Source organism: Nocardia sp. NBC_00511, assembly GCF_045161165.1.
GTDB lineage: Bacteria > Actinomycetota > Actinomycetes > Mycobacteriales > Mycobacteriaceae > Nocardia.
Genome location: NZ_CP107849.1, coordinates 6627455 through 6645469, shown reverse-complemented (window position 1 = coordinate 6645469; position 18015 = coordinate 6627455). Strand labels below are relative to the sequence as shown.

At 67.6% G+C, this 18015-nt stretch carries 17 protein-coding genes; 11 read left to right on the top strand and 6 right to left on the bottom strand.

Translation table 11 applies throughout. The features are described 5' to 3' along the window. Positions 1-39: 39 nt before the first annotated feature. A complete protein-coding gene (locus OG300_RS31035; RefSeq protein WP_405487079.1) occupies positions 40-624 on the top strand; it encodes a TetR/AcrR family transcriptional regulator in 585 nt (194 codons plus the stop codon). A 74-nt stretch (positions 625-698) separates the two neighbouring features. Further along, entirely contained in the window at positions 699-1034 is a 336-nt protein-coding gene (locus OG300_RS31030; RefSeq protein WP_405487077.1) for a hypothetical protein, read from the top strand. A gap of 20 nt (positions 1035-1054) precedes the next feature. Here the strand turns inward: OG300_RS31030 and OG300_RS31025 are convergent, their stop codons facing one another. Further along, positions 1055-1690 carry a Uma2 family endonuclease gene (locus OG300_RS31025; RefSeq protein ID WP_405487074.1) on the bottom strand — a complete coding sequence of 212 codons (636 nt, stop codon included), beginning with the start codon at positions 1688-1690 and terminating at the stop codon, positions 1055-1057. A gap of 123 nt (positions 1691-1813) precedes the next feature. Next, positions 1814-2983, bottom strand: coding sequence for a thiolase family protein (locus tag OG300_RS31020; RefSeq protein ID WP_405487072.1), 1170 nt, complete (start codon positions 2981-2983; stop codon positions 1814-1816). 106 nt (positions 2984-3089) lie between these two features. Between OG300_RS31020 and OG300_RS31015 the strand changes: the two genes are divergently transcribed. Further along, entirely contained in the window at positions 3090-3602 is a 513-nt protein-coding gene (locus tag OG300_RS31015; protein WP_405487070.1) for a winged helix-turn-helix transcriptional regulator, read from the top strand. 33 nt (positions 3603-3635) lie between these two features. Here the strand turns inward: OG300_RS31015 and OG300_RS31010 are convergent, their stop codons facing one another. Beyond that, positions 3636-4706 (bottom strand): ABC transporter ATP-binding protein, encoded by a 1071-nt coding sequence (locus OG300_RS31010; protein ID WP_405487068.1) that lies wholly within the window; start codon positions 4704-4706, stop codon positions 3636-3638. A 149-nt stretch (positions 4707-4855) separates the two neighbouring features. Here OG300_RS31010 and OG300_RS31005 point away from each other — a divergent pair, with 149 nt between their 5' ends. The 3 genes from OG300_RS31005 to OG300_RS30995 all read left to right on the top strand — a co-directional run bounded on the left by OG300_RS31005 (position 4856) and on the right by OG300_RS30995 (position 8274). After that, complete coding sequence (locus tag OG300_RS31005; protein WP_405487066.1) at positions 4856-5650, top strand: LLM class F420-dependent oxidoreductase; 795 nt, start codon at positions 4856-4858, stop codon at positions 5648-5650. 171 nt (positions 5651-5821) lie between these two features. After that, positions 5822-7552, top strand: a complete 1731-nt coding sequence (locus OG300_RS31000; protein WP_405498746.1) for an ABC transporter substrate-binding protein/permease — start codon at positions 5822-5824, stop codon at positions 7550-7552. Then, positions 7549-8274 carry an amino acid ABC transporter ATP-binding protein gene (locus tag OG300_RS30995; protein ID WP_405487064.1) on the top strand — a complete coding sequence of 242 codons (726 nt, stop codon included), beginning with the start codon at positions 7549-7551 and terminating at the stop codon, positions 8272-8274. Before OG300_RS31000 ends, OG300_RS30995 begins: the two co-directional genes overlap by 4 nt. A 19-nt stretch (positions 8275-8293) precedes the next feature. On the opposite strand, the gene OG300_RS30990 is transcribed toward OG300_RS30995, so the two are convergent. Continuing rightward, positions 8294-8980 (bottom strand): glycoside hydrolase family 25 protein, encoded by a 687-nt coding sequence (locus OG300_RS30990; protein ID WP_405487062.1) that lies wholly within the window; start codon positions 8978-8980, stop codon positions 8294-8296. Between the two features lie 168 nt (positions 8981-9148). After that, a complete protein-coding gene (locus OG300_RS30985; protein ID WP_405487060.1) occupies positions 9149-10489 on the bottom strand; it encodes an MGH1-like glycoside hydrolase domain-containing protein in 1341 nt (446 codons plus the stop codon). A gap of 197 nt (positions 10490-10686) precedes the next feature. On the opposite strand from OG300_RS30985, the gene OG300_RS30980 reads away from it, so the two are divergent. The 5 genes from OG300_RS30980 (at position 10687) to OG300_RS30960 (ending at position 15044) form a co-directional block, all read left to right on the top strand. After that, positions 10687-11391: an SDR family oxidoreductase gene (locus tag OG300_RS30980; protein WP_405487058.1), complete on the top strand. Its 705-nt coding sequence runs from the start codon at positions 10687-10689 to the stop codon at positions 11389-11391. A gap of 158 nt (positions 11392-11549) precedes the next feature. After that, on the top strand, positions 11550-12347 hold the full coding sequence (locus OG300_RS30975; RefSeq protein ID WP_405487056.1) for a polysaccharide deacetylase family protein: 798 nt from the start codon (positions 11550-11552) through the stop codon (positions 12345-12347). Positions 12348-12414: 67 nt separating this feature from the next. Beyond that, positions 12415-13203 (top strand): polysaccharide deacetylase family protein, encoded by a 789-nt coding sequence (locus OG300_RS30970; RefSeq protein ID WP_405487054.1) that lies wholly within the window; start codon positions 12415-12417, stop codon positions 13201-13203. A 44-nt stretch (positions 13204-13247) separates the two neighbouring features. Further along, on the top strand, positions 13248-13955 hold the full coding sequence (locus OG300_RS30965) for a hypothetical protein (protein ID WP_405487052.1): 708 nt from the start codon (positions 13248-13250) through the stop codon (positions 13953-13955). A gap of 120 nt (positions 13956-14075) precedes the next feature. Then, positions 14076-15044, top strand: coding sequence for a diiron oxygenase (locus tag OG300_RS30960; protein WP_405487050.1), 969 nt, complete (start codon positions 14076-14078; stop codon positions 15042-15044). A 73-nt stretch (positions 15045-15117) separates the two neighbouring features. On the opposite strand, the gene leuS is transcribed toward OG300_RS30960, so the two are convergent. Continuing rightward, entirely contained in the window at positions 15118-17991 is a 2874-nt protein-coding gene (leuS, locus tag OG300_RS30955; protein WP_405487048.1) for a leucine--tRNA ligase, read from the bottom strand. Between the last annotated feature and the right edge of the window lie 24 nt (positions 17992-18015).

The window sequence follows — 18015 nt, the reverse complement described above, 5'->3', positions numbered from 1 at the left end:
TCAATGAAAACGATACGCTCGATCGGTGAAGGAGTCTCGATGACAGCGCACCCCGAACCCGGCACCCGCCGCGCGGCAGCGGCCGCCAAGACCAGGGACGCGCTGATCGACGCCGGTTTCCGCCTGGCCGAGGACACCCCGCTGAAGAAACTCAGCGCCAATGTCGTGGTGGCCGCCGCCGAGGTCTCGAAGGGCACCTTCTTCCACCATTTCCCCACCCGCGCCGACTATCTCGTGGCCCTGCACGACAGCTTCCACGACCGCCTGGAAGCCGAGATCCTCGAAACCATCGGCGCGATGGAGCCGGGCGCCGACCGCCTGATCGCCGGTTCGATCACGTATCTGGATGTGTGCGTGCGGGATCGGAGCGTGCGCGCCCTGCTGGCCGAGGCCCGCGCCGAGCCGGATGTGACGGCGTCGGTGCAGCGTCGCTCCGAACGCAGCGCCGAACTCTGCGTGGTGGACTTCGAACGGCTGGCGGTCACCCATCCGGTCGAGAGCGCCCGCCTGTGGGTGCGCCTGGTCTCGGAGACCGCGCTGCTGGAAGCCGCTGCGGGCGGCCCGGTTCCGACCTTGCGCGCGGCACTCGCCGAGTTCGTCCCCCGACCGGATCGCACCGCCTGACTCACCGGCAATTCACCAGGAACCTTGTCCCTCCTGTGCTCGTCGCCGTGCGTCGCGCCCGGCATCCTGGAGACATGGCCGGGTGGAGGCGGCCGCCTGTCGCGGCATCCGATTTCGTCGTCACCGTGCTGATCTACCTCGTCGCATGTGGAACAGCCTGGGTGGCAGCGAGTTTCGTGCCGGACTACCGCCTGCTGGCCCCGGACGCCGCGGCGCTGCGCTGGATTCCGCTGGCGGAGGCGGTGGCCTGGTTGGGCATGATCGCGACGCTGCTGCTGGTTCCGCTGTGGACGCTGCGCGCGATCGCGCTGCGCGGAAAGGCCTGGCCGACCGCGCTCACCGCGTTCCCACTGCTGATCGAATCCTGGGCGGTCGGCCTGCTCGTCACCATCGTCGTCAGCTCGATCTGAAGTGTGTTCCCCTCGCGTCGCTAGTCCAGACCTTCGTCGAGCTGGTCCCAAGTCAGGCGGATCTCGAACGGCGTGAGGGTGTCGATGGCCAGGTCGTCGAGGCCCCGATTGTGATGTCCGCCGACGACATAGCTGCCCGCCGAGTTGAGGGTCAGCATCTCGATGGAGATCACGGGGCCATCGTCGTTGGCCATCCGAACGATCCAATAGTGCTGAATGCCGAACCGGGCGTACTCGGCGCGCTTGTCGATGGTGTCTGCGGTGATAGTGGTAGGCGATACGACCTCTACGACCAGGATGGTGTCGGCGACGGTCGGCTTGGTCGTCCATCGCGGCCGGGGCCGATCGATGCAGCGGTAGACGATGGCGTCGGGGCGCTTGTAGTGAAACGGCACTTCGGACACCAGCATGTCGATGTCGCGGTTGACCCGCAGGCAGGGCCGCCGATCGGGACGCTCGGCCTCACCCTGGGAAAGGGCACGCTCGATATTGCGGGAGACGGCATTGTGGTTCGGGGATGGCGATTCGCAGAAGACGATCATGCCGTCCTTGATCTCGACGGTTCGAGAGATCTCCTCGGGCATCGCCAGGTAATCGTCCAGGTCGACGGGTTGACTGTAGGTCTTGGGCGCGGACCAGTCGAACGCTTCCGACACGGTGGCCATCCTTCGTGGTGGGAGTCCCAGCCATCCTACGACGGTAAGCGCCCAGGTCACCGCCGGTGCGCAACCAGTGGTGCCCCAGCGGCGCGCGGCCACCGGGGCACCGGTTCCACGGTGTCAGAGCAGTTCGTAGAGGGTGGCGTTGGCGAGACCGCCTGCCTCGCACATGGTTTGCAGGCCCCAGTGCGCGCCGCGCTCGTGCATGGCGTGCACGAGGGTGGTGGCGATGCGCGCGCCGGACGCACCGAGCGGATGCCCCAGGGCGATGGCTCCGCCGTTGACATTCACCTTCGACAGGTCGGCGCCGGTGTCGTGGGCCCAGGCCAGCACCACCGAGGAGAACGCCTCGTTCACCTCGAACAGGTCGATGTCGGAGAGCTGGAGTCCGGAGCGCTGCAACAGTTTCCGGGTCGCGGGGATGACGGCGGTGAGCATGTAGAGCGGGTCGTCACCGGCCACGGCGAAGCTGTGCACCCGGGCCAGCGGGCGCAGGCCGAGCTGGGCGGCGCGTTCACTGGTCATGATGAGGGTGGCGGCGCTGCCGTCGTTGATCTGGCTGGCGTTGGCGGCGGTGATGTTCCAGCCGATCTGCGGGAAGCGGGCGGCCATCTCCTCGCTGTAGAACGCGGGGCGCAGTGCGCCAAGGGTTTCCACGGTGCTGCCGAGGCGGATGCCCTCGTCGGTGTCCAGGCCGTCGACCGGCGAGATCTGGGCTTCGAAGGACCCGTTCTTGGTTGCGGCGGCGGCCTTTTCATGGCTGGCCAGTGCGAACTCGTCGAGCTGGGTGCGTGAGAGCCCCCACTTGGCGGCGATGAGTTCGGCGCTGATGCCCTGCGGCACCAGGCCTTCGGGATAGCGCTCGGCGAACCCGACACCAGCGATGTCCTGCGCGCCGATCAGGTTGGCGCCCATGGGTACCCGGCTCATGGACTCGACGCCCGCGGCGACCACGATGTCGTAGGCCCCGGCGATGACGCCCTGCGCGGCGAAGTGGATGGCCTGCTGGCTGCTGCCGCACTGCCGGTCCACGGTGGTGGCGGGCACGGATTCGGGATATCCGGCGGCGAGGGCGGCGCGGCGGGTGAGGTTGGAGCCCTGTTCGCCGACCGCGGTGACCACACCGCCGATCACGTCGTCGATGAGCGCGGGATCGATCTCGCTGCGGCGCACCACTTCCCGCAGGCTGTGGGCGAGCAGGTCGGCGGGGTGCACGCCGTGCAGTGCGCCGGTGGCCTTGCCCTTGCCGATGGGAGTGCGGACCGCTTCGACGATGACTGCGTCTCTCATGGCCGTTCCTTCTTCTTGTCCGACTTCGGCGTCTGACTAGATCGCTCTATAGTCAGATTAGAAGCTGGCCATAGTGAAGGCAAGCCAGCGAGGTATGATGTACGCCATGTCCGCAGTACTGGAAGGCAGGCTCAGCGACCTGAGCTCGTGGAAACCCGAGGAATGCTCGATCGCCAAGGCGATGGACATCGTCGGGACGCGCTCGGCGATCCTCATCCTGCGGGAGTGCTACTACGGCACCACCCGCTTCGACGGCTTCGCCGCCCGCATCGGCATCACCGATGCCGCGGCGTCGAGCGCGCTGCGCAAACTCGTCGACGCCGGACTGCTCGAGAAGCGTCCCTACCAGGAGGAGGGCAAGCGCACCCGGCACGAATACGTGCTCACCGCAATGGGTTCGGATCTGCTGCCCGCGGTGATCGCGCTGTGGCAGTGGGGCGACGCGTACCTACAGGGCGGTCCCGCGCCACTGGAACGGGTGGAGGATTCCACCGGTGAGCCGGTGCACGTCGAACTGCGCAGCGCCTCGGGAAACCAAGTGCCACTGGAGAATGTGCGGGTCCGGTTGAACGACGACTGGCGGCGGGCACGCCGCGAACGTGCCCGCACCGAGGGCTAGGGAGTCCGGCGCACCACCGGACTCCCGTCCGTCTCAGTTGAGGCGGCTGCCGTCCTCCGGATGGAAGAAGTAGGTGTGCTCCGCGTCCGCGACCAGCGTGATGCGGGTGCCCTTGGTCGGCGGGTTGCGCCAATCCGCCCGCGCCACAATGGTTTCCCCGTCGCCGAGGGTGCGGCCGTAGATGTAGGCGTCGGAGCCGAGCTCCTCGACCACGTCCACCTCCATCGCGATGCCCGCGCCGTCACCCACCGACTCCAGGTGCTCGGGCCGGATGCCGATGACGACCTTGTCGCCGGTGGCGGCGGCCACCGAACGCGGCAGCGGCAGCGGGCAGCCGCCCAGCGCGACCGAGCCGGAGGTCACCGGCAGCGTGAACAGATTCATCGCGGGCGAGCCCATGAACCCGGCCACGAACAGGTTGGCCGGATCGCGGTACAGGTCGCGCGGGGCCGCGCACTGCTGCAGGAGGCCGTCCTTGAGCACGGCCACCCGGTCACCCATGGTCATGGCCTCGACCTGGTCGTGGGTGACGTAGACGGTGGTGGTGCCCAGGCGGCGCTGCAACTGCGCGATCTGGGTGCGGGTCTGCACCCGCAGTTTCGCGTCCAGGTTGGACAGCGGCTCGTCCATCAGGAATACGTGCGGCTGCCGCACGATGGCGCGACCCATGGCGACCCGCTGCCGCTGACCGCCGGAGAGCGCCTTGGGCTTGCGGTCCAGGTACGGCTCCAGGTCGAGCAGCTTCGCGGCTTCGAGGACCCGCTGTTCGCGTTCGGCCTTGGCGACCTTGGCCATCTTCAGCGCGAAGCCCATGTTCTCGGCGACGCTCATGTGCGGGTAGAGCGCGTAGTTCTGGAACACCATCGCGATATCGCGTTCCTTGGGCTCCGCGTCGGTGACGTCCTTGTCGCCGATCAGGATTCGGCCGGAACTCACCTCCTCTAGTCCCGCGAGCATGCGCAGCGAGGTGGACTTGCCGCAGCCGGACGGGCCCACCAGGACCAGGAATTCGCCGTCGGCGATCTCCAGGTCGAGGGCGTCGACGGCGGGGGTGGCCGAGCCGGGATACAGCCGGGTGGCCTTGTCGAAAGTCACCGTTCCCACGGTGCACCGATCCCTTCACCGGCAGGAACGTGCCGGACGATCCGTAGTAAGGGGTGGAACGGCACGATCGTAATCGGTGCCCGGCGGGGTGGGTCGGGTCCCGGTAGCCTCGGGACGGAATCCGCATCACGCGACGAGGAGTGCCTGTCATGAGCCGACCGGTTCGTATCGGAGTTCAGCTTCAGCCCCAGCACGCGCCGGCCTACGGGTTGATCCGTGACGCGGTGCGGCGGTCCGAGGACATCGGGGTGGACATCGTCTTCAACTGGGATCACTTCTACCCGCTCTACGGCGATCCCGACGGCGCGCACTTCGAGTGCTGGACCATGCTGGGCGCGATCGCCGAGCAGACCGAACGGGTGGAGCTGGGCGCGCTGGTGACCGGCGGCGGGTACCGCAACCCGGATCTGCTCGCCGATATGGCCCGGACGGTGGACCACATCAGCAACGGGCGCTTGGTGCTCGGCATCGGCGCGGGCTGGTTCCAGAAGGACTACGACCAGTACGGGTACGAATTCGATTCCGCGGGAAGCCGTCTCGCGCTGCTGAAGGACTCGATGGCCCGCATCACCGACCGGCTGGCCAAGCTGAACCCGCAGCCGGTGCGCGACATCCCGATCCTGATCGGCGGTGGCGGCGAGCGCAAGACGCTGCGGCTGGTCGCCCAGTACGCCGACATCTGGCACAGCTTCGCCGATCTGGAGGTGCTGAAGCGCAAATCCGGCATCCTGGCCGAGCACTGCGCGGAGGTCGGGACGGACGCGGCGGTCATCGAGAAGTCGGTGTCGTGGCCGGGCGCGGATCAGGCGGCCACCTTCGTGGCGGCCGGGGCGACGCTGTTCACGGTCGGCGTGGGCGGCCCGGACTACGACCTGAGCGTGGTCGCCGACGCGGTGCGCTGGCGCGACGAATTCAACCCGGAATCGGTGGCCGGAATCGCCTGAAGTGTGATTTCCGCCGAATCGAGCCGAGGGTAACCCCGGACTTGCAGGTCACCCCTACTAGGGTGGTTTGCCATGGTTCCCTTGCGCCCGGTCGTGGCACGACGACAAGGTCGATCGGCCCGCATCCTGGCAATCGCGGGAGTGTTGCTGGTCGGCCTGTTCGGGACGGTGATGGTCGGTGCGGGCGGTGCCGCCGCCGACGACAACGATCAGTGTTCGCCGCCGGGTGTGGCCGCGGCCAGCGCCGCGCCCACCAATCTGGCCACCGGCCAGCGGGACCCGGCGTCCGATCGGTTCACCACCGCGACCACCGTGCCGCTCGACTCGATCGACATCCACAAGCTGGGCCTGCTCACCCCGGGCAAGCTCAGCGTCGGCACCCTTTCGGACGCGCCACCGAGCATCTGCGTCAACTCCAAGGGCGTGTTCACCGGTTTCGACAACGAGTTGCTGAAGGCGGTCGGCGCGAAGCTCGGGTTGCAGGTCGAGTTCAGCGGCACCGAGTTCGCGGGCCTGCTGGCCCAGGTAGCCAACGGCCGCTTCGACATCGGCTCCTCCAGCATCACCACCACCGATGCCCGGCGGCAGCTGGTCGACTTCACCAACGGCTACGACTTCGGTTACTTCTCGCTGGTGGTGCCGAACGGCAGTGGCATCAAAGGCTTCTCGGATCTGACCGGCGGCAAGCGCATCGGCGTCGTGCAGGGCACGGTGCAGGACGAGTACGTGGTCAACGAACTGCACCTGGATCCGGTGAAGTTCCCCGACTACAACACCGCCTACGCGAACCTCAAGACCGGGCAGATCGATGCCTGGGTCGCGCCCTCGCAGCAGGCGATCGGCGCGATCAAGGCGGGCGATCCGACCTCGATCGTGCAGAACACCTTCAGCGTCAACAACTTCACGGCCTGGGCACTGCGCAAGGGCAATCAGCCACTCGCCGCCGCGCTCAACGCCGGGCTGGACGCGGTCATCGCGGACGGCACCTACGCCAAGCTCTACACCGACTGGGTGCCGCGCGAACTGCCGCCGGGCTGGAAGCCGGGCTCGAAAGCCGCTGTCACACCGCAGCTGCCGGACTTCGCGAAGATCGCCGCCGAACACGCGGGCGATCATCAGAACACCGGAGCGACCGCGCCGAAATCGACGCTCGCGCAGTTGAAGGACACGTTCTTCGATTGGTCGCTGTACCGCAAGGCATTCCCGGACCTGATCAAGACCGGTCTGCCCAATACCCTGATCCTGGCGGTGGTCTCGGGCATCCTCGGCACCCTGATCGGCATGCTGCTCGCCGTCGCCGGTATCTCGCGCACCCGCTGGTTACGCTGGCCCGCAAGGATTTACACCGACATCTTCCGCGGCCTGCCCGCCGTGGTGATCATCCTGATCATCGGCCTGGGCGTGGGTCCGGTGGTCAAGAGCGTCACCGGGAACAACCCGTACTGGCTGGGCGCGATCGCGCTGGGACTGCTGGCATCCGCGTATATCGGTGAGATCTTCCGCTCCGGCATCCAGTCGGTGGAGCCCGGGCAGTTGGAAGCGGCGCGCGCCATCGGATTCGGCTACCAGCAGGCCATGACCCTGGTGGTGATCCCGCAGGGCGTGCGCCGGGTGCTGCCGGCGCTGATGAACCAGTTCATCGCGCTCATCAAGGATTCCTCGCTGATCTACTTCCTGGGCCTGCTGGCCAGTCAGCGCGAACTGTTCGCTGTCGGACGGGATCTCAACGCGCAGACCGGAAACCTCTCGCCGCTGGTGGCGGCGGGTCTGGTGTACCTGCTGCTGACGGTGCCGCTCACCCACCTGGTCAACTACATCGACAACCGCATGCGCACCGGCCGTCCCCAGGCGGCCGCGGAGCCGGTCGAGGCGGCCGCCATCACGGAAGGGCGTGGAGCATGAGTGCCTCCCTCACCGGCACCGGCCTGCGATTGACACTGGGCCACAACGAGATTCTGCGCGGCGTGGACGTGCACGTGGACGCGGGCAAGACCACCACGGTGATCGGGCCCTCGGGATCGGGCAAGTCGACGCTGCTGCGGGTGCTCAACCGGCTGCACGAACCGGATCAGGGCGACATCCTGCTGGACGGGAAATCGGTGCTCGCGGACAAGCCGGACCGGCTGCGCCAGCGCATCGGCATGGTGTTCCAGCACTTCAACCTGTTCCCGCACATGACCGTCGCCGACAATGTGGCGCTCGGCCCGCGCAAACTGCACGGGCTGTCGAAGGAGCAGGCGCGCACCCTGGCCGTGCAGCAGCTCGAGACCGTCGGGCTGGCGGGCAAAGCCGATGTGCGCCCGGCCAATCTGTCCGGCGGGCAGCAGCAGCGGGTGGCCATCGCGCGGGCGCTGGCCATGAAGCCGGAGATCATGTTCTTCGACGAGGCCACCTCGGCGCTGGATCCCGAGCTGGTGAAGGGCGTGCTGGCGCTGATGTCGGAGCTGGCGGGCGGCGGCATGTCGATGATCGTGGTGACGCACGAAATGGGTTTCGCCCGTTCGGTATCCGACCGGGTGGTGTTCATGGATCACGGGCAGGTGGTCGAGACCGGCACTCCCGACCAGCTTTTCGAGAACGCGGAAACCCCGCGCCTGCGCCAGTTCCTCTCGCAGGTGTTGTGACGATCTCGCGGCGCGGCGACTAGCTGCTGCCGCGCGAGCTGCCCGCGAACGGGAAGTTCGCGTACTGCGCGAAGTCGCCGCGCGCGCCGCTGTAGATGTTCAGGTCGACCGCGCCGCCGATGCCGGGGATATTGCCTGAGCTGGTGGTCTGCCAGAACGTCCAATTCGGCCAGCCGCCCGGCACTTCCGGCTGATCGTTGCCGCGGTAGTCGGCGATCCACAGCGGGTAGGCGGTGAACTGGTTGGTGTCGGCCATCGCCGTCTGCCAGAAGCGCGGGTAGGTGTAGATGATCGGCTGGCGGCCGGTCAGCGCCTGCACCGTGTTGAGGTAGCGGTGGGTCCAGTCGATGAGGGCGTCCGGGGGCAGGCCGCCGGAGTCCTCCAGGTCGAGGACGGCGGGGAGGTCCAGGGGCCCGTTCTGGCCGAGGACGGTCGCCGCGTAGAGCGCGGCCTGCAGTTCGGGCGAGGCGTCGGGGCGCGCGAAATGGTATGTGCCCCGGGCGACTCCGGCCACTCGCATGGCCAGGCTGTCCTGGATGAAGAACGGGTTGACGTAGTTGAGGCCCTCGGTCGCCTTGAGCATGGCGAAGGAGTATCCCGCGCCGCGGACCGCGAACCAGTTGATGCCGCCCCCGCCGGGGTGCTGCCAGGAGGCGACATCGGGACCCTGGACGTCGGCGTGCGCCAGCCCGGCCGGGGTTGCCATGAGGATGCCAGTTGATGCGACAGTTATCACCTTCATCAGGCTTCTTCTGTTCATGCACAAAAAGGCTAGGCAGGGTGAGCGCTATACCCCGTCAGGCGCGGCTGTGATATTCGCCAACTGTTAGCTCATTGAGGTTTAAGGCGTTCTGTGCCGGTCTACCCGTGCGCCTCAACCCAGCCAGTCGAGCACCGATGCCGCCGTCCACGACTGCTGCATGCTGCCCAGTGGCGACCCGGTGAACGGCTCGTAGTACTCCGCGAAGCTGCCGTCACTGGCCTGGCGCAGACCCTCCGCGCGCAGCATGAACGAGCGTTCCGCCCAGCCGCGCCGCGCGAACACCCAGGAGAACAGCCAGCTCATCACCGGCCAGACCGGGCCGCGCCAGTACTCGCGCGAGCGGAAGTCCTTGGACACCGGCGAGGTCGAGGGTGGCAGCGCGTAGCGCAGATCCGGATGTCCGCACCAGCGCGGCCCTTCGAACAGGCGCAGCAGTCGCCGTTCCGCGTCCCGGGGCAGCCCGCCACACAGCAGTGGCGCGAACACCGCGAGGGTCTCGGTGTCGATCCAGCTGTCGGCGCGAATGTCGAAGTCCCGCGCCGCGCCGGTGCGCGCGTCGGTGGTGGCGACCACCCCGGCCCGGAAGTAGTCGGCCCACTCGTAGAGTTCGCGCACGTCCGCGAGCGGCTGCTTGTAGTCCTCGCCGATATTGGCCAGCACATCGCAGGCCAGCGCGAAGATCGCGGTGACGAAGACGTCCTCGACGGCGAAGCTCATGGTGGAGGCGAGCTGGTAGTCGTCGTAACCGGCGCGGCGCATCTGCTCGAGCAGCCACAGGTAGCGGTCGTATTCGCGATCGGAGGGCCGCTGCGTGGGGTCGCCCACCACGTGCAGGTCGGCGCGCTCGTAGGGCGGCAGGTCCGGACCGGGAATCACGTTCTCGTAGGCGCGATCCCAGCGCGGCGAGTTGTCCATCCCGGATTCCCAGCCGTGGTACAGCGTGATGCGGCCGTGCTGCTTGGGGTCGCGGGCGTAGGCCAGCCAGCGATGCCAGCGCATGAGATCGGGCCAGCGGCGGTTGAGGAAGTCCTCGGCGACCGCGCGGGTGGAGCGGCCGTGGCGGCGCGAGTGGTCCAGAATGCGTTGCACCGCAATGGCATGCACGGGCGGCTGGGTGATGCCGGAGGTGTCGGGGCCGTCCGGGGCGTCGGCGGCCAGGCGGCGGCACTCCCAGCGCGCGGGTCCCGGGAAGTAGCCGTCCACGCCGTTGGCGAAGACGATGTGCGGGATCATGCCGTTGCGCCATTGCGCGGATAACAGGGTGTCGAGTTCGAGTGCGGCGCGCTCCACACTCAGCGGTGCCAAACCGACCGCTACGAATGCCGCATCCCAACTCCACATGTGGGGATAGAGTCTGGGGGCCGCGCTCGTCATGGTTCCCAGGTCGTTGCCGCGCAGCAGATAGGCGGCGCGGGCCGCGAGCTGGGTTGGCGTGAAGCCCGGGTGAGTCATCGCCCTATTCTGCGCCGGAACCCGCAGGTATGCGCGGTGGGTGGGCTGTGACGAGGGATCGATGGACTGCGCGTTGTGCCAGGAGGCCGACTCCTGATCGCCAGATTGCACTTCGTTCGCCTTCTCGTGAATCAGCTGAGCGTTGGTGTGCCTGACCGAAGCATCGCAGGCGGGCAGCACCCGGTTACCGTGAACGCATGGCGAATTCCGCGAAGACCAGCACCGACCGTCCGACCGCGTTGATCACCGGCGGCGCGCGGGGTCTCGGCGCCGCCATCGCGCGGGAACTCGCGCCCACCCATGGGCTGCTGCTGGGGGCGCGCACGCCGCAGGCGCTGACACCGATCCTGGACGAGCTGCCCGGCGCCACCGGCTGGCCGGTGGACCTCACCGACTACGACGCGGTGGCCCGCGCGGTGGAACCGATCGAACGGTTGGAGGTACTGGTGCACAACGCCGGAATCGCCGACCTGGGAACGATAGCCGATTCCTCGGTCGCGCAGTGGCGGAACACGTTGGAAGCCAACCTGATCGCGGTGGTGGAGTTGACCCGGCTGCTGCTGCCCGCGCTGCGCGCCGCCGAAGGCCATGTGGTGCTGATCAATTCGGGCGCGGGCCTGCGCGCCAACGCGGGGTGGAGCGCCTACGCGGCCAGCAAGTTCGGGCTGCGCGCCTTCGGAGACGCACTGCGGCTGGAGGAACCGGCGCTGCGGGTGACCTCGGTGCATCCGGGACGCATCGACACCGACATGCAGCGCGAGATCATCGCGGGCGAGGGACGCGAGTACCGGCCCGAGGAGTTCCTGACCGCGCAGACCGTGGCGCGGACTGTGCGCAATGCGGTCGAGACACCGCGTGACGCACATCCCACCGAAATCGTGTTGCGGCCCATCGCGCGCTGACGATCACCGATCCGACACTGAGAGCAGCCTTAACTTTTGCGATGAATTCAGATCATTTCGCACACAATTAGTGTCGGGTTCACGGTGCGCCGATATAACTGATGGGCCTGCGGGGAGGTAAACGGCCCAAAAGATATATTTCGGAGTGATCGGTACAGATGGACAGACGAACGCTGCTCGCGGTGCTCGCCGCGGGCGCGGCGACGGCCCTGACCGGGTGCTCTCAGGACACTCCCGCCATCCCCGGCGCCCGGATCGGCTCGAAAACCACTGTGCCGCCGACCACCTCGGCCGCCCCGATCATTCCCGCGCCGACCAGTGGACCGAAATCCGCTATTCCGGCCGGGACCATTACCGCATTGCCGGGTTCGGGCAACAACTTGGCACTCACCGTCGACGACGGCGCGAGTCCGGAAGTCGTGGGCGCGTATATAAAATTCGCGCGTGACACCGGCGCGCGGTTCACCTTCTTCGTCACCGCCTATTACGACTCCTGGACCGTGCACCGCGACGAGCTGCGGCCGCTGGTCGAGTCCGGTCAGATCCAGCTGGGCAACCACACCTGGGACCACGCCGACCTCACCACGTTGTCGGGCACCGCGATCGCCTCGCAACTCTCGCGGGCGAAGACCTTCCTGCACAACACCTTCGGCGTCGACGGGACCCCCTACTTCCGGCCGCCCTACGGCCGCCACAATGCCACGGTCGACAAGGTGGCCGCCGATCTCGGCTACACCGTCCCGGTCATGTGGTACGGCTCGCTGTCGGACTCCGGTGTCATCACCGAGGACTACCTGATGCAGTGCGCGCGTCAGTATTTCAACGCCCAGGCGATCGTGATCGGGCACGCCAATCATCCGGCTGTCACGCACTGCTACGGCCAGCTCATCGACATCATCCGCGAGCGCAAGCTGTCGATGGTCACGCTGAACGACGTGCTGGTGTCGCCGACGTAGCGGAATGCGCCGGGGGAGAGAAAGTTCCGGTTCCATCGGGACCGGCAGCGAGTGAATGAGGGTCGAGATGGACAGACGACGGCTGCTGACGATGCTGGCGGCGGGCACGGCCGCCACCCTGCTGGGAAGCGGCGAAGCCCGCGCGGACTTCCCCTTCGACACCGGATCCTCCGGCGGCACCCTCCCCGGCATTCCCGGGGTCACCACACCGGATTTCGGACCCAAGACCCCGATCGGCCGGGGCGCCATCAGCGCGCTGCCCGGCGACGGAAACCGGATGGCGCTCACCATCGATGACGGCGCGAGCTCCGAAACCGTCGGCGCCTTCATCGATTTCGCCCGCAATACCGGGTCGCGCTTCACCTTCTTCGTGACCGCCTACTATCCCGGCTGGCTCGATCACCGGGATGCGTTGCGGCCCCTGGTCGATTCCGGTCAGATCCAGCTGGGCAACCACACCTGGGATCACCCGGACCTGACCCGGCTGTCGGGCGGCGCGGTCGCCGACCAGCTCAACCGGTGCAAGGACTTCCTCTGGAATCAGTTCGGCACCGACGGAACCCCTTACTACCGGCCGCCTTTCGGCTACCACAACGGGTCCGTGGACGCGATCGCCGCCGACTGCGGCTACACCGTGCCCACCATGTGGTACGGCAATCTGAACGACACCAACACCATCATCAACGAGGACATGGTGCTCACCGCGGCGCGGCAGTGGTTCCGGGCGCAGGCCATCGTGATCGGACACGCCAACCGGCCCACCGTCACCCACCTCTACGACCAGCTCACCGACATCATCCGCGAGCGCAATCTGCAATTGGTGACGCTCAACGATGTGCTGCTCGCGCCCAGCTAGGGCGGTCGCCCGGTCCGGTGGCCCGCAATGGGATGCTTGACCGCATGGTGGCGGACGGTGCGGAGGCGACGGGTGGTCGCTGGGGCGATCACAACGTGGAGCGCCGCCGCGCCATCATCGCGGCCACCATCGAGCTGATCGAGGAGGCCGAGACGGCGGGCGAGATCCCGTTGCAGCTCATCGCCGATCGGGCCGGGGTCAAGCGCTCGGTGGTCTACCGGCATTTCGGTGACCGCGGTGACCTCGACGCCAAGACCCGGGAGTTCGCGGTCGAGCAGGTGGTCGAGCTGGTGATGCCCAGCTTCGATCCGGCGGAGAGCCTGCGCGACACCGTCTTCCGCATCATCGGCACCTATGTGGGCTGGGTGTCGGTGCACGCCCGCCTGCACGCCTGGATCGAACGCGGCCCGGGCAGTGGGGATCCCGCGGGCAAGGCGGTGGTGGTGGGGACCAAGGCCGCCATCGCCGAGCAGATCGCGGCGTTGTTCACCTTCGCGGGCAGTGTGGTGGAGCTGACGCACCCGGCCGTCGATGTGGCCGCGTTCAGCGTGGTGTCCGCGGTGGACGGTGCGGTCACGCGGTGGCTGGATACGACACCGAGCGAGCTGGATGCCGACGAGCTGACCCGGCTGCTGACCGATTCGATCTGGTTCGTCTTCGACGGGCACGCGCGGGCCATGGGTTTCGTCGTGGACCCGGATGTGCCGATCGCGGAGCTGGTGGCGAATCCGCCGCCGCGTGCGCAGGCCTGATCCCCTCCTTTTTTCGTGCGTGACATCGTGTCGCGATCACCCTTGTTTCGTGCTGTCCGGAGCGGTACCGTCGAGTTACCGCGACATCATGTCGCGATCACTGGAGACAGGGAGAATGCGGTGACCGCACACCTCGGCCACGACGCCTACCGCGAATCACTGGCCACGCTCTCGGACGGATCGGTCCACCGCCGCTTCGACCCCTACCTCGACATCGATTGGGACAGCCCCGATTTCGCCGTCAGCCGCGACGACGACCGCTGGATCCTGCCGCCCACCGACCCGTTCGGCGCGCACCCCTGGTATCAGGCGCTGCCCCGGCAGCGGCAGATCCACATCGGCATGTGGCGGCAGGCGAATGTCGCCAAGGTCGGCCTGCAGTTCGAGAACCTGCTCATCCGCGGCCTCATGCAGTACGTGTTCTCGATCCCCAACGGGTCACCCGAATACCGTTACTGCACACACGAAGCCATCGAGGAGTGCAACCACACCATGATGTTCCAGGAGGTGGTCAACCGCGTCGGCATGGACGTGGCGGGCATGCGCTCCTGGGTCCGGGTGGTCGGCCCGCTGGTCCCGTTCCTGGCCTCGCTGTTCCCCGAGTGGTTCTTCGTCATGGTGCTGGCCGGTGAGGAACCCATCGACCACGCCCAGAAGACCGTGCTGCGCGGCGGCGACCGCACCCACCCCATGCTCGAACGCGTCATGACCATCCACGTGGCGGAGGAGGCGCGGCACATCAGCTTCGCCCACCAGTACCTGGAACACCATGTGCCGCAACTGGGTCCGGTGCGCAAGTTCATCCTCTCGCTGGTCTTCGCGCCGACCATGCGCATCATCTGCGACCTGATCGCCGTCCCCACCCGCAAGTTCCGCGAAGACTGCGACGTCCCGCGCTCGGTGGTCCGCGACGTCTTCTGGCGCAACCCCGAAGCCCGGAAGATGCTGCGCGACTTCTTCGCCGACGTCCGCATGCTCGCCCACGAACTCGACCTGATGAATCCCGTCGCCCGCCTGCTGTGGCGCATCTGCCGCATCGACGGCAGTGTCTCGCGCTACCGCAGCGAGCCCGCCCGCAAGGTCGCCTGACCCGAGGCGACCGCGAAAAAGCCCGCCCCGCTTCCGAATTCGGAAGCAGGGCGGGCCTTTTCGTACTACGGCGTCAGGCGACGATGTTCACCAGGCGGCCGGGGACCACGATGATCTTGCGGGGGTCCTTGCCGCCGAGCAGTTCCGCGATCTTCTCGTCGGCCAGGGCGGCGGCCTGGACCGCGGCCTGGTCGGCGTCGGCGGGGACGCTGATGCGGGAGCGGACCTTGCCGTTGACCTGGATCGGGTACTCGACCGAATCCGCCACCAGCAGGGCGGGATCCGCGGCCGGGAAGGGGCCGTGGGCCAGGGCGGTGGTGTGGCCCAGGCGTTCCCACAGTTCCTCGGCGACGTGCGGGGACATCGGGGCCAGCATCAGGACCAGGGGTTCCACCACCGAACGCGGCGCGCCCTGAGGGTAGTTCTTGGTCAGGAAGTTGGTCAGTTCGATCAGTTTCGCGCCCGCGGTGTTGTCGCGCAGGTTGGCGTAGTCGTCGTCGACGCCCGCGATCGTCTTGTGCAGCAGGCGTGCGGTTTCGGAGTTCGGCTCCTCGTCGGTGACGCGGACCTCGCCGGACTCTTCGTCGACCACCAGACGCCAGACCCGCTGCAGGAAGCGGTGCGCGCCCACGACATCCTTGGTCGCCCACGGGCGCGAGGTGTCCAGCGGGCCCATCGACATCTCGTAGAAGCGGAAGGTGTCGGCGCCGTACAGGTCGCACATCTCGTCGGGGGAGATGGCGTTCTTCAGCGACTTGCCGATCTTGCCGTACTCCTGGAACACCTCCTCCTCGACGCCGGAAGCGTTGGTCCAGAAGAACTTTCCGTCCCGCTCCACGATCTCGGCGGCGGGCACGTACGCGCCGCGGGCGTCGGTGTAGGCGAAGCCCTGGATGTAGCCCTGGTTGAACAGGCGGCGGTACGGCTCGAAACCGGAGACGTCACCCAGATCGAAGAGCACCTTCTGCCAGAAGCGCGCGTACAGCAGGTGCAGCACCGCGTGCTCCACACCGCCCACGTACAGGTCGACGCCGCCGGGATCGTTCGGACCGTGCTCGGCGGTGCGCGGGCCCAGCCAGTACTGCTCGTTCTCGGGGGCGCAGAAGGTTTCGGTGTTGGTGGGGTCCGCGTAGCGCAGCTGATACCAGGAGCTGCCCGCCCAGTTGGGCATGACATTGGTGTCGCGGCGGTACTTCTTGGGCCCGTCGCCCAGATCCAGTTCGACGTGCACCCATTCGGTGGCCTTGGCCAGCGGCGGGGACGGCTCGGAGGCGGCGTCGTCGGCGTCGAAGGTGACCGGCGCGAAGTCCTCCATCTCCGGAAGTGTCACCGGCAGCATGGATTCCGGCAGTGCGTGCGGTGCGCCGTCCTCGTCGTAGACGATCGGGAACGGCTCGCCCCAGTAGCGCTGGCGCGCGAACAGCCAGTCGCGCAGCTTGTACTGGACCTTGCCGGTGCCGTGCCCGCTGGTCTCCAGCTCGGTGATCACCCGGGCCTTGGCGGCGTCGATGTCCAGGCCGTCCAGGTAGCCGGAGTTCACCAGCGCACCGTCACCGGTGTAGGCGGCCGCCGAGACGTCGCCGCCCGCAACGACTTCCACGATCGGCAGGCCGAAGGCGGTGGCGAACTCCCAGTCGCGCGGATCGTGGCCGGGGACGGCCATGATCGCGCCGGTGCCGTAGCCGCTCAGCACGTAGTCGGCGATGAACACCGGCACGCGCGCGCCATTGACCGGGTTGGTGGCGTAGGTGCCCAGGAAGACGCCGGTCTTCTCCTTGTTCTCCTGACGCTCCAGATCCGACTTGGCGGCGATCGACTTGCGGTACGCCGCAACGGCTTCGGCCGGAGTGTCCGCGCCGCCGAAGGTCCAGCGGGCGTCGGTGCCCGACGGCCAGGACGTACCGGTCAGGGTGTCGACCAGCTCGTGCTCGGGGGCCACCACCACGTAGGTCGCGCCGAACAGGGTGTCGGGCCGGGTGGTGAACACCTCGACGATGTCGGAGCCGGCCTCGAACTTGACCTGCGCGCCACGCGAGCGGCCGATCCAGTTGCGCTGCATGGACTTCACATTGTCCGGCCAGTCCAGCTCGTCCAGGTCGTCGACCAGACGATCGGAGTAGGCGGTGATGCGCATCATCCACTGCCACAGCCGCTTACGGAACACCGGGAAGTTGCCGCGCTCCGAGCGGCCGTCCGCGGTGACCTCCTCGTTGGACAGCACGGTACCCAGACCGGGGCACCAGTTGACCATCGAATCCGTCTGGTAGACCAGACGATGGGAGTCGATCACCGAATTGCGTTCGGCGGGTGAGAGATCCGCCCAGCCACGACCCTCGACGGTGGCGCGCTTACCCTGCTCGAATTCCGCGATCAGCTCGGCGATCGGCCGGGCCTTGCCCTGGCCCTCGTCGAACCAGGCGTTGTAGATGCGCAGGAAGATCCACTGCGTCCACCTGTAGTACTCGGGATCGGTCGTCGCGAAGGAACGTCGCCGGTCGTGGCCCAGCCCCAGCCGGTCCAGCTGCCGCTGCATGGTCGCGATATTCGACTCGGTGGTCACCCGGGGGTGCGCGCCGGTCTGCACCGCGTACTGCTCGGCGGGCAGGCCGAAGGCGTCATAACCCAGGGCGTGCAGCACATTCCGGCCGCGCATGCGGTGGTAGCGGGCGAACACGTCGGTGGCGATATAGCCCAGCGGGTGCCCGACGTGCAGGCCCGCGCCCGACGGATACGGGAACATGTCCTGAATGAACAGCTTGTCGGCGGGCGTCTCGCCCTGCAGCGGCCCGACCGGATTGGGCGCGTAGAACGTGCCGCGCTCCTGCCAGTTCGCCTGCCACTTCTGCTCGACGCGCCCGGCGAGGTCGGCGTTGTAGCGGTGTGCGGGAACGTCGCCGCCCCCCGCCGCGGTCGCGGTGGGTGTTTCGGTTGCACGGGTGTCCTGCACGGCCCTGCCTTCTGTCCAGCCAAT

Excerpts from the sequence above, each read along its gene's own strand:
- OG300_RS31030 (WP_405487077.1), top strand. The coding sequence starts at position 699 with ATGGCCGGGTGGAGGCGGCCGCCTGTCGCGGCATCCGATTTCGTCGTC.
- OG300_RS31005 (WP_405487066.1), top strand. The coding sequence starts at position 4,856 with ATGAGCCGACCGGTTCGTATCGGAGTTCAGCTTCAGCCCCAGCACGCG.
- OG300_RS30980 (WP_405487058.1), top strand. The coding sequence starts at position 10,687 with ATGGCGAATTCCGCGAAGACCAGCACCGACCGTCCGACCGCGTTGATC.
- OG300_RS31000 (WP_405498746.1), top strand. The coding sequence starts at position 5,822 with ATGGTCGGTGCGGGCGGTGCCGCCGCCGACGACAACGATCAGTGTTCG.
- OG300_RS30990 (WP_405487062.1), bottom strand. The coding sequence starts at position 8,980 with ATGGCAACCCCGGCCGGGCTGGCGCACGCCGACGTCCAGGGTCCCGAT.
- OG300_RS31020 (WP_405487072.1), bottom strand. The coding sequence starts at position 2,983 with ATGAGAGACGCAGTCATCGTCGAAGCGGTCCGCACTCCCATCGGCAAG.
- OG300_RS30975 (WP_405487056.1), top strand. The coding sequence starts at position 11,550 with ATGGACAGACGAACGCTGCTCGCGGTGCTCGCCGCGGGCGCGGCGACG.
- OG300_RS30970 (WP_405487054.1), top strand. The coding sequence starts at position 12,415 with ATGGACAGACGACGGCTGCTGACGATGCTGGCGGCGGGCACGGCCGCC.
- OG300_RS31015 (WP_405487070.1), top strand. The coding sequence starts at position 3,090 with ATGTCCGCAGTACTGGAAGGCAGGCTCAGCGACCTGAGCTCGTGGAAA.
- OG300_RS30985 (WP_405487060.1), bottom strand. The coding sequence starts at position 10,489 with ATGACTCACCCGGGCTTCACGCCAACCCAGCTCGCGGCCCGCGCCGCC.
- OG300_RS30995 (WP_405487064.1), top strand. The coding sequence starts at position 7,549 with ATGAGTGCCTCCCTCACCGGCACCGGCCTGCGATTGACACTGGGCCAC.
- OG300_RS30965 (WP_405487052.1), top strand. The coding sequence starts at position 13,248 with ATGGTGGCGGACGGTGCGGAGGCGACGGGTGGTCGCTGGGGCGATCAC.
- OG300_RS31035 (WP_405487079.1), top strand. The coding sequence starts at position 40 with ATGACAGCGCACCCCGAACCCGGCACCCGCCGCGCGGCAGCGGCCGCC.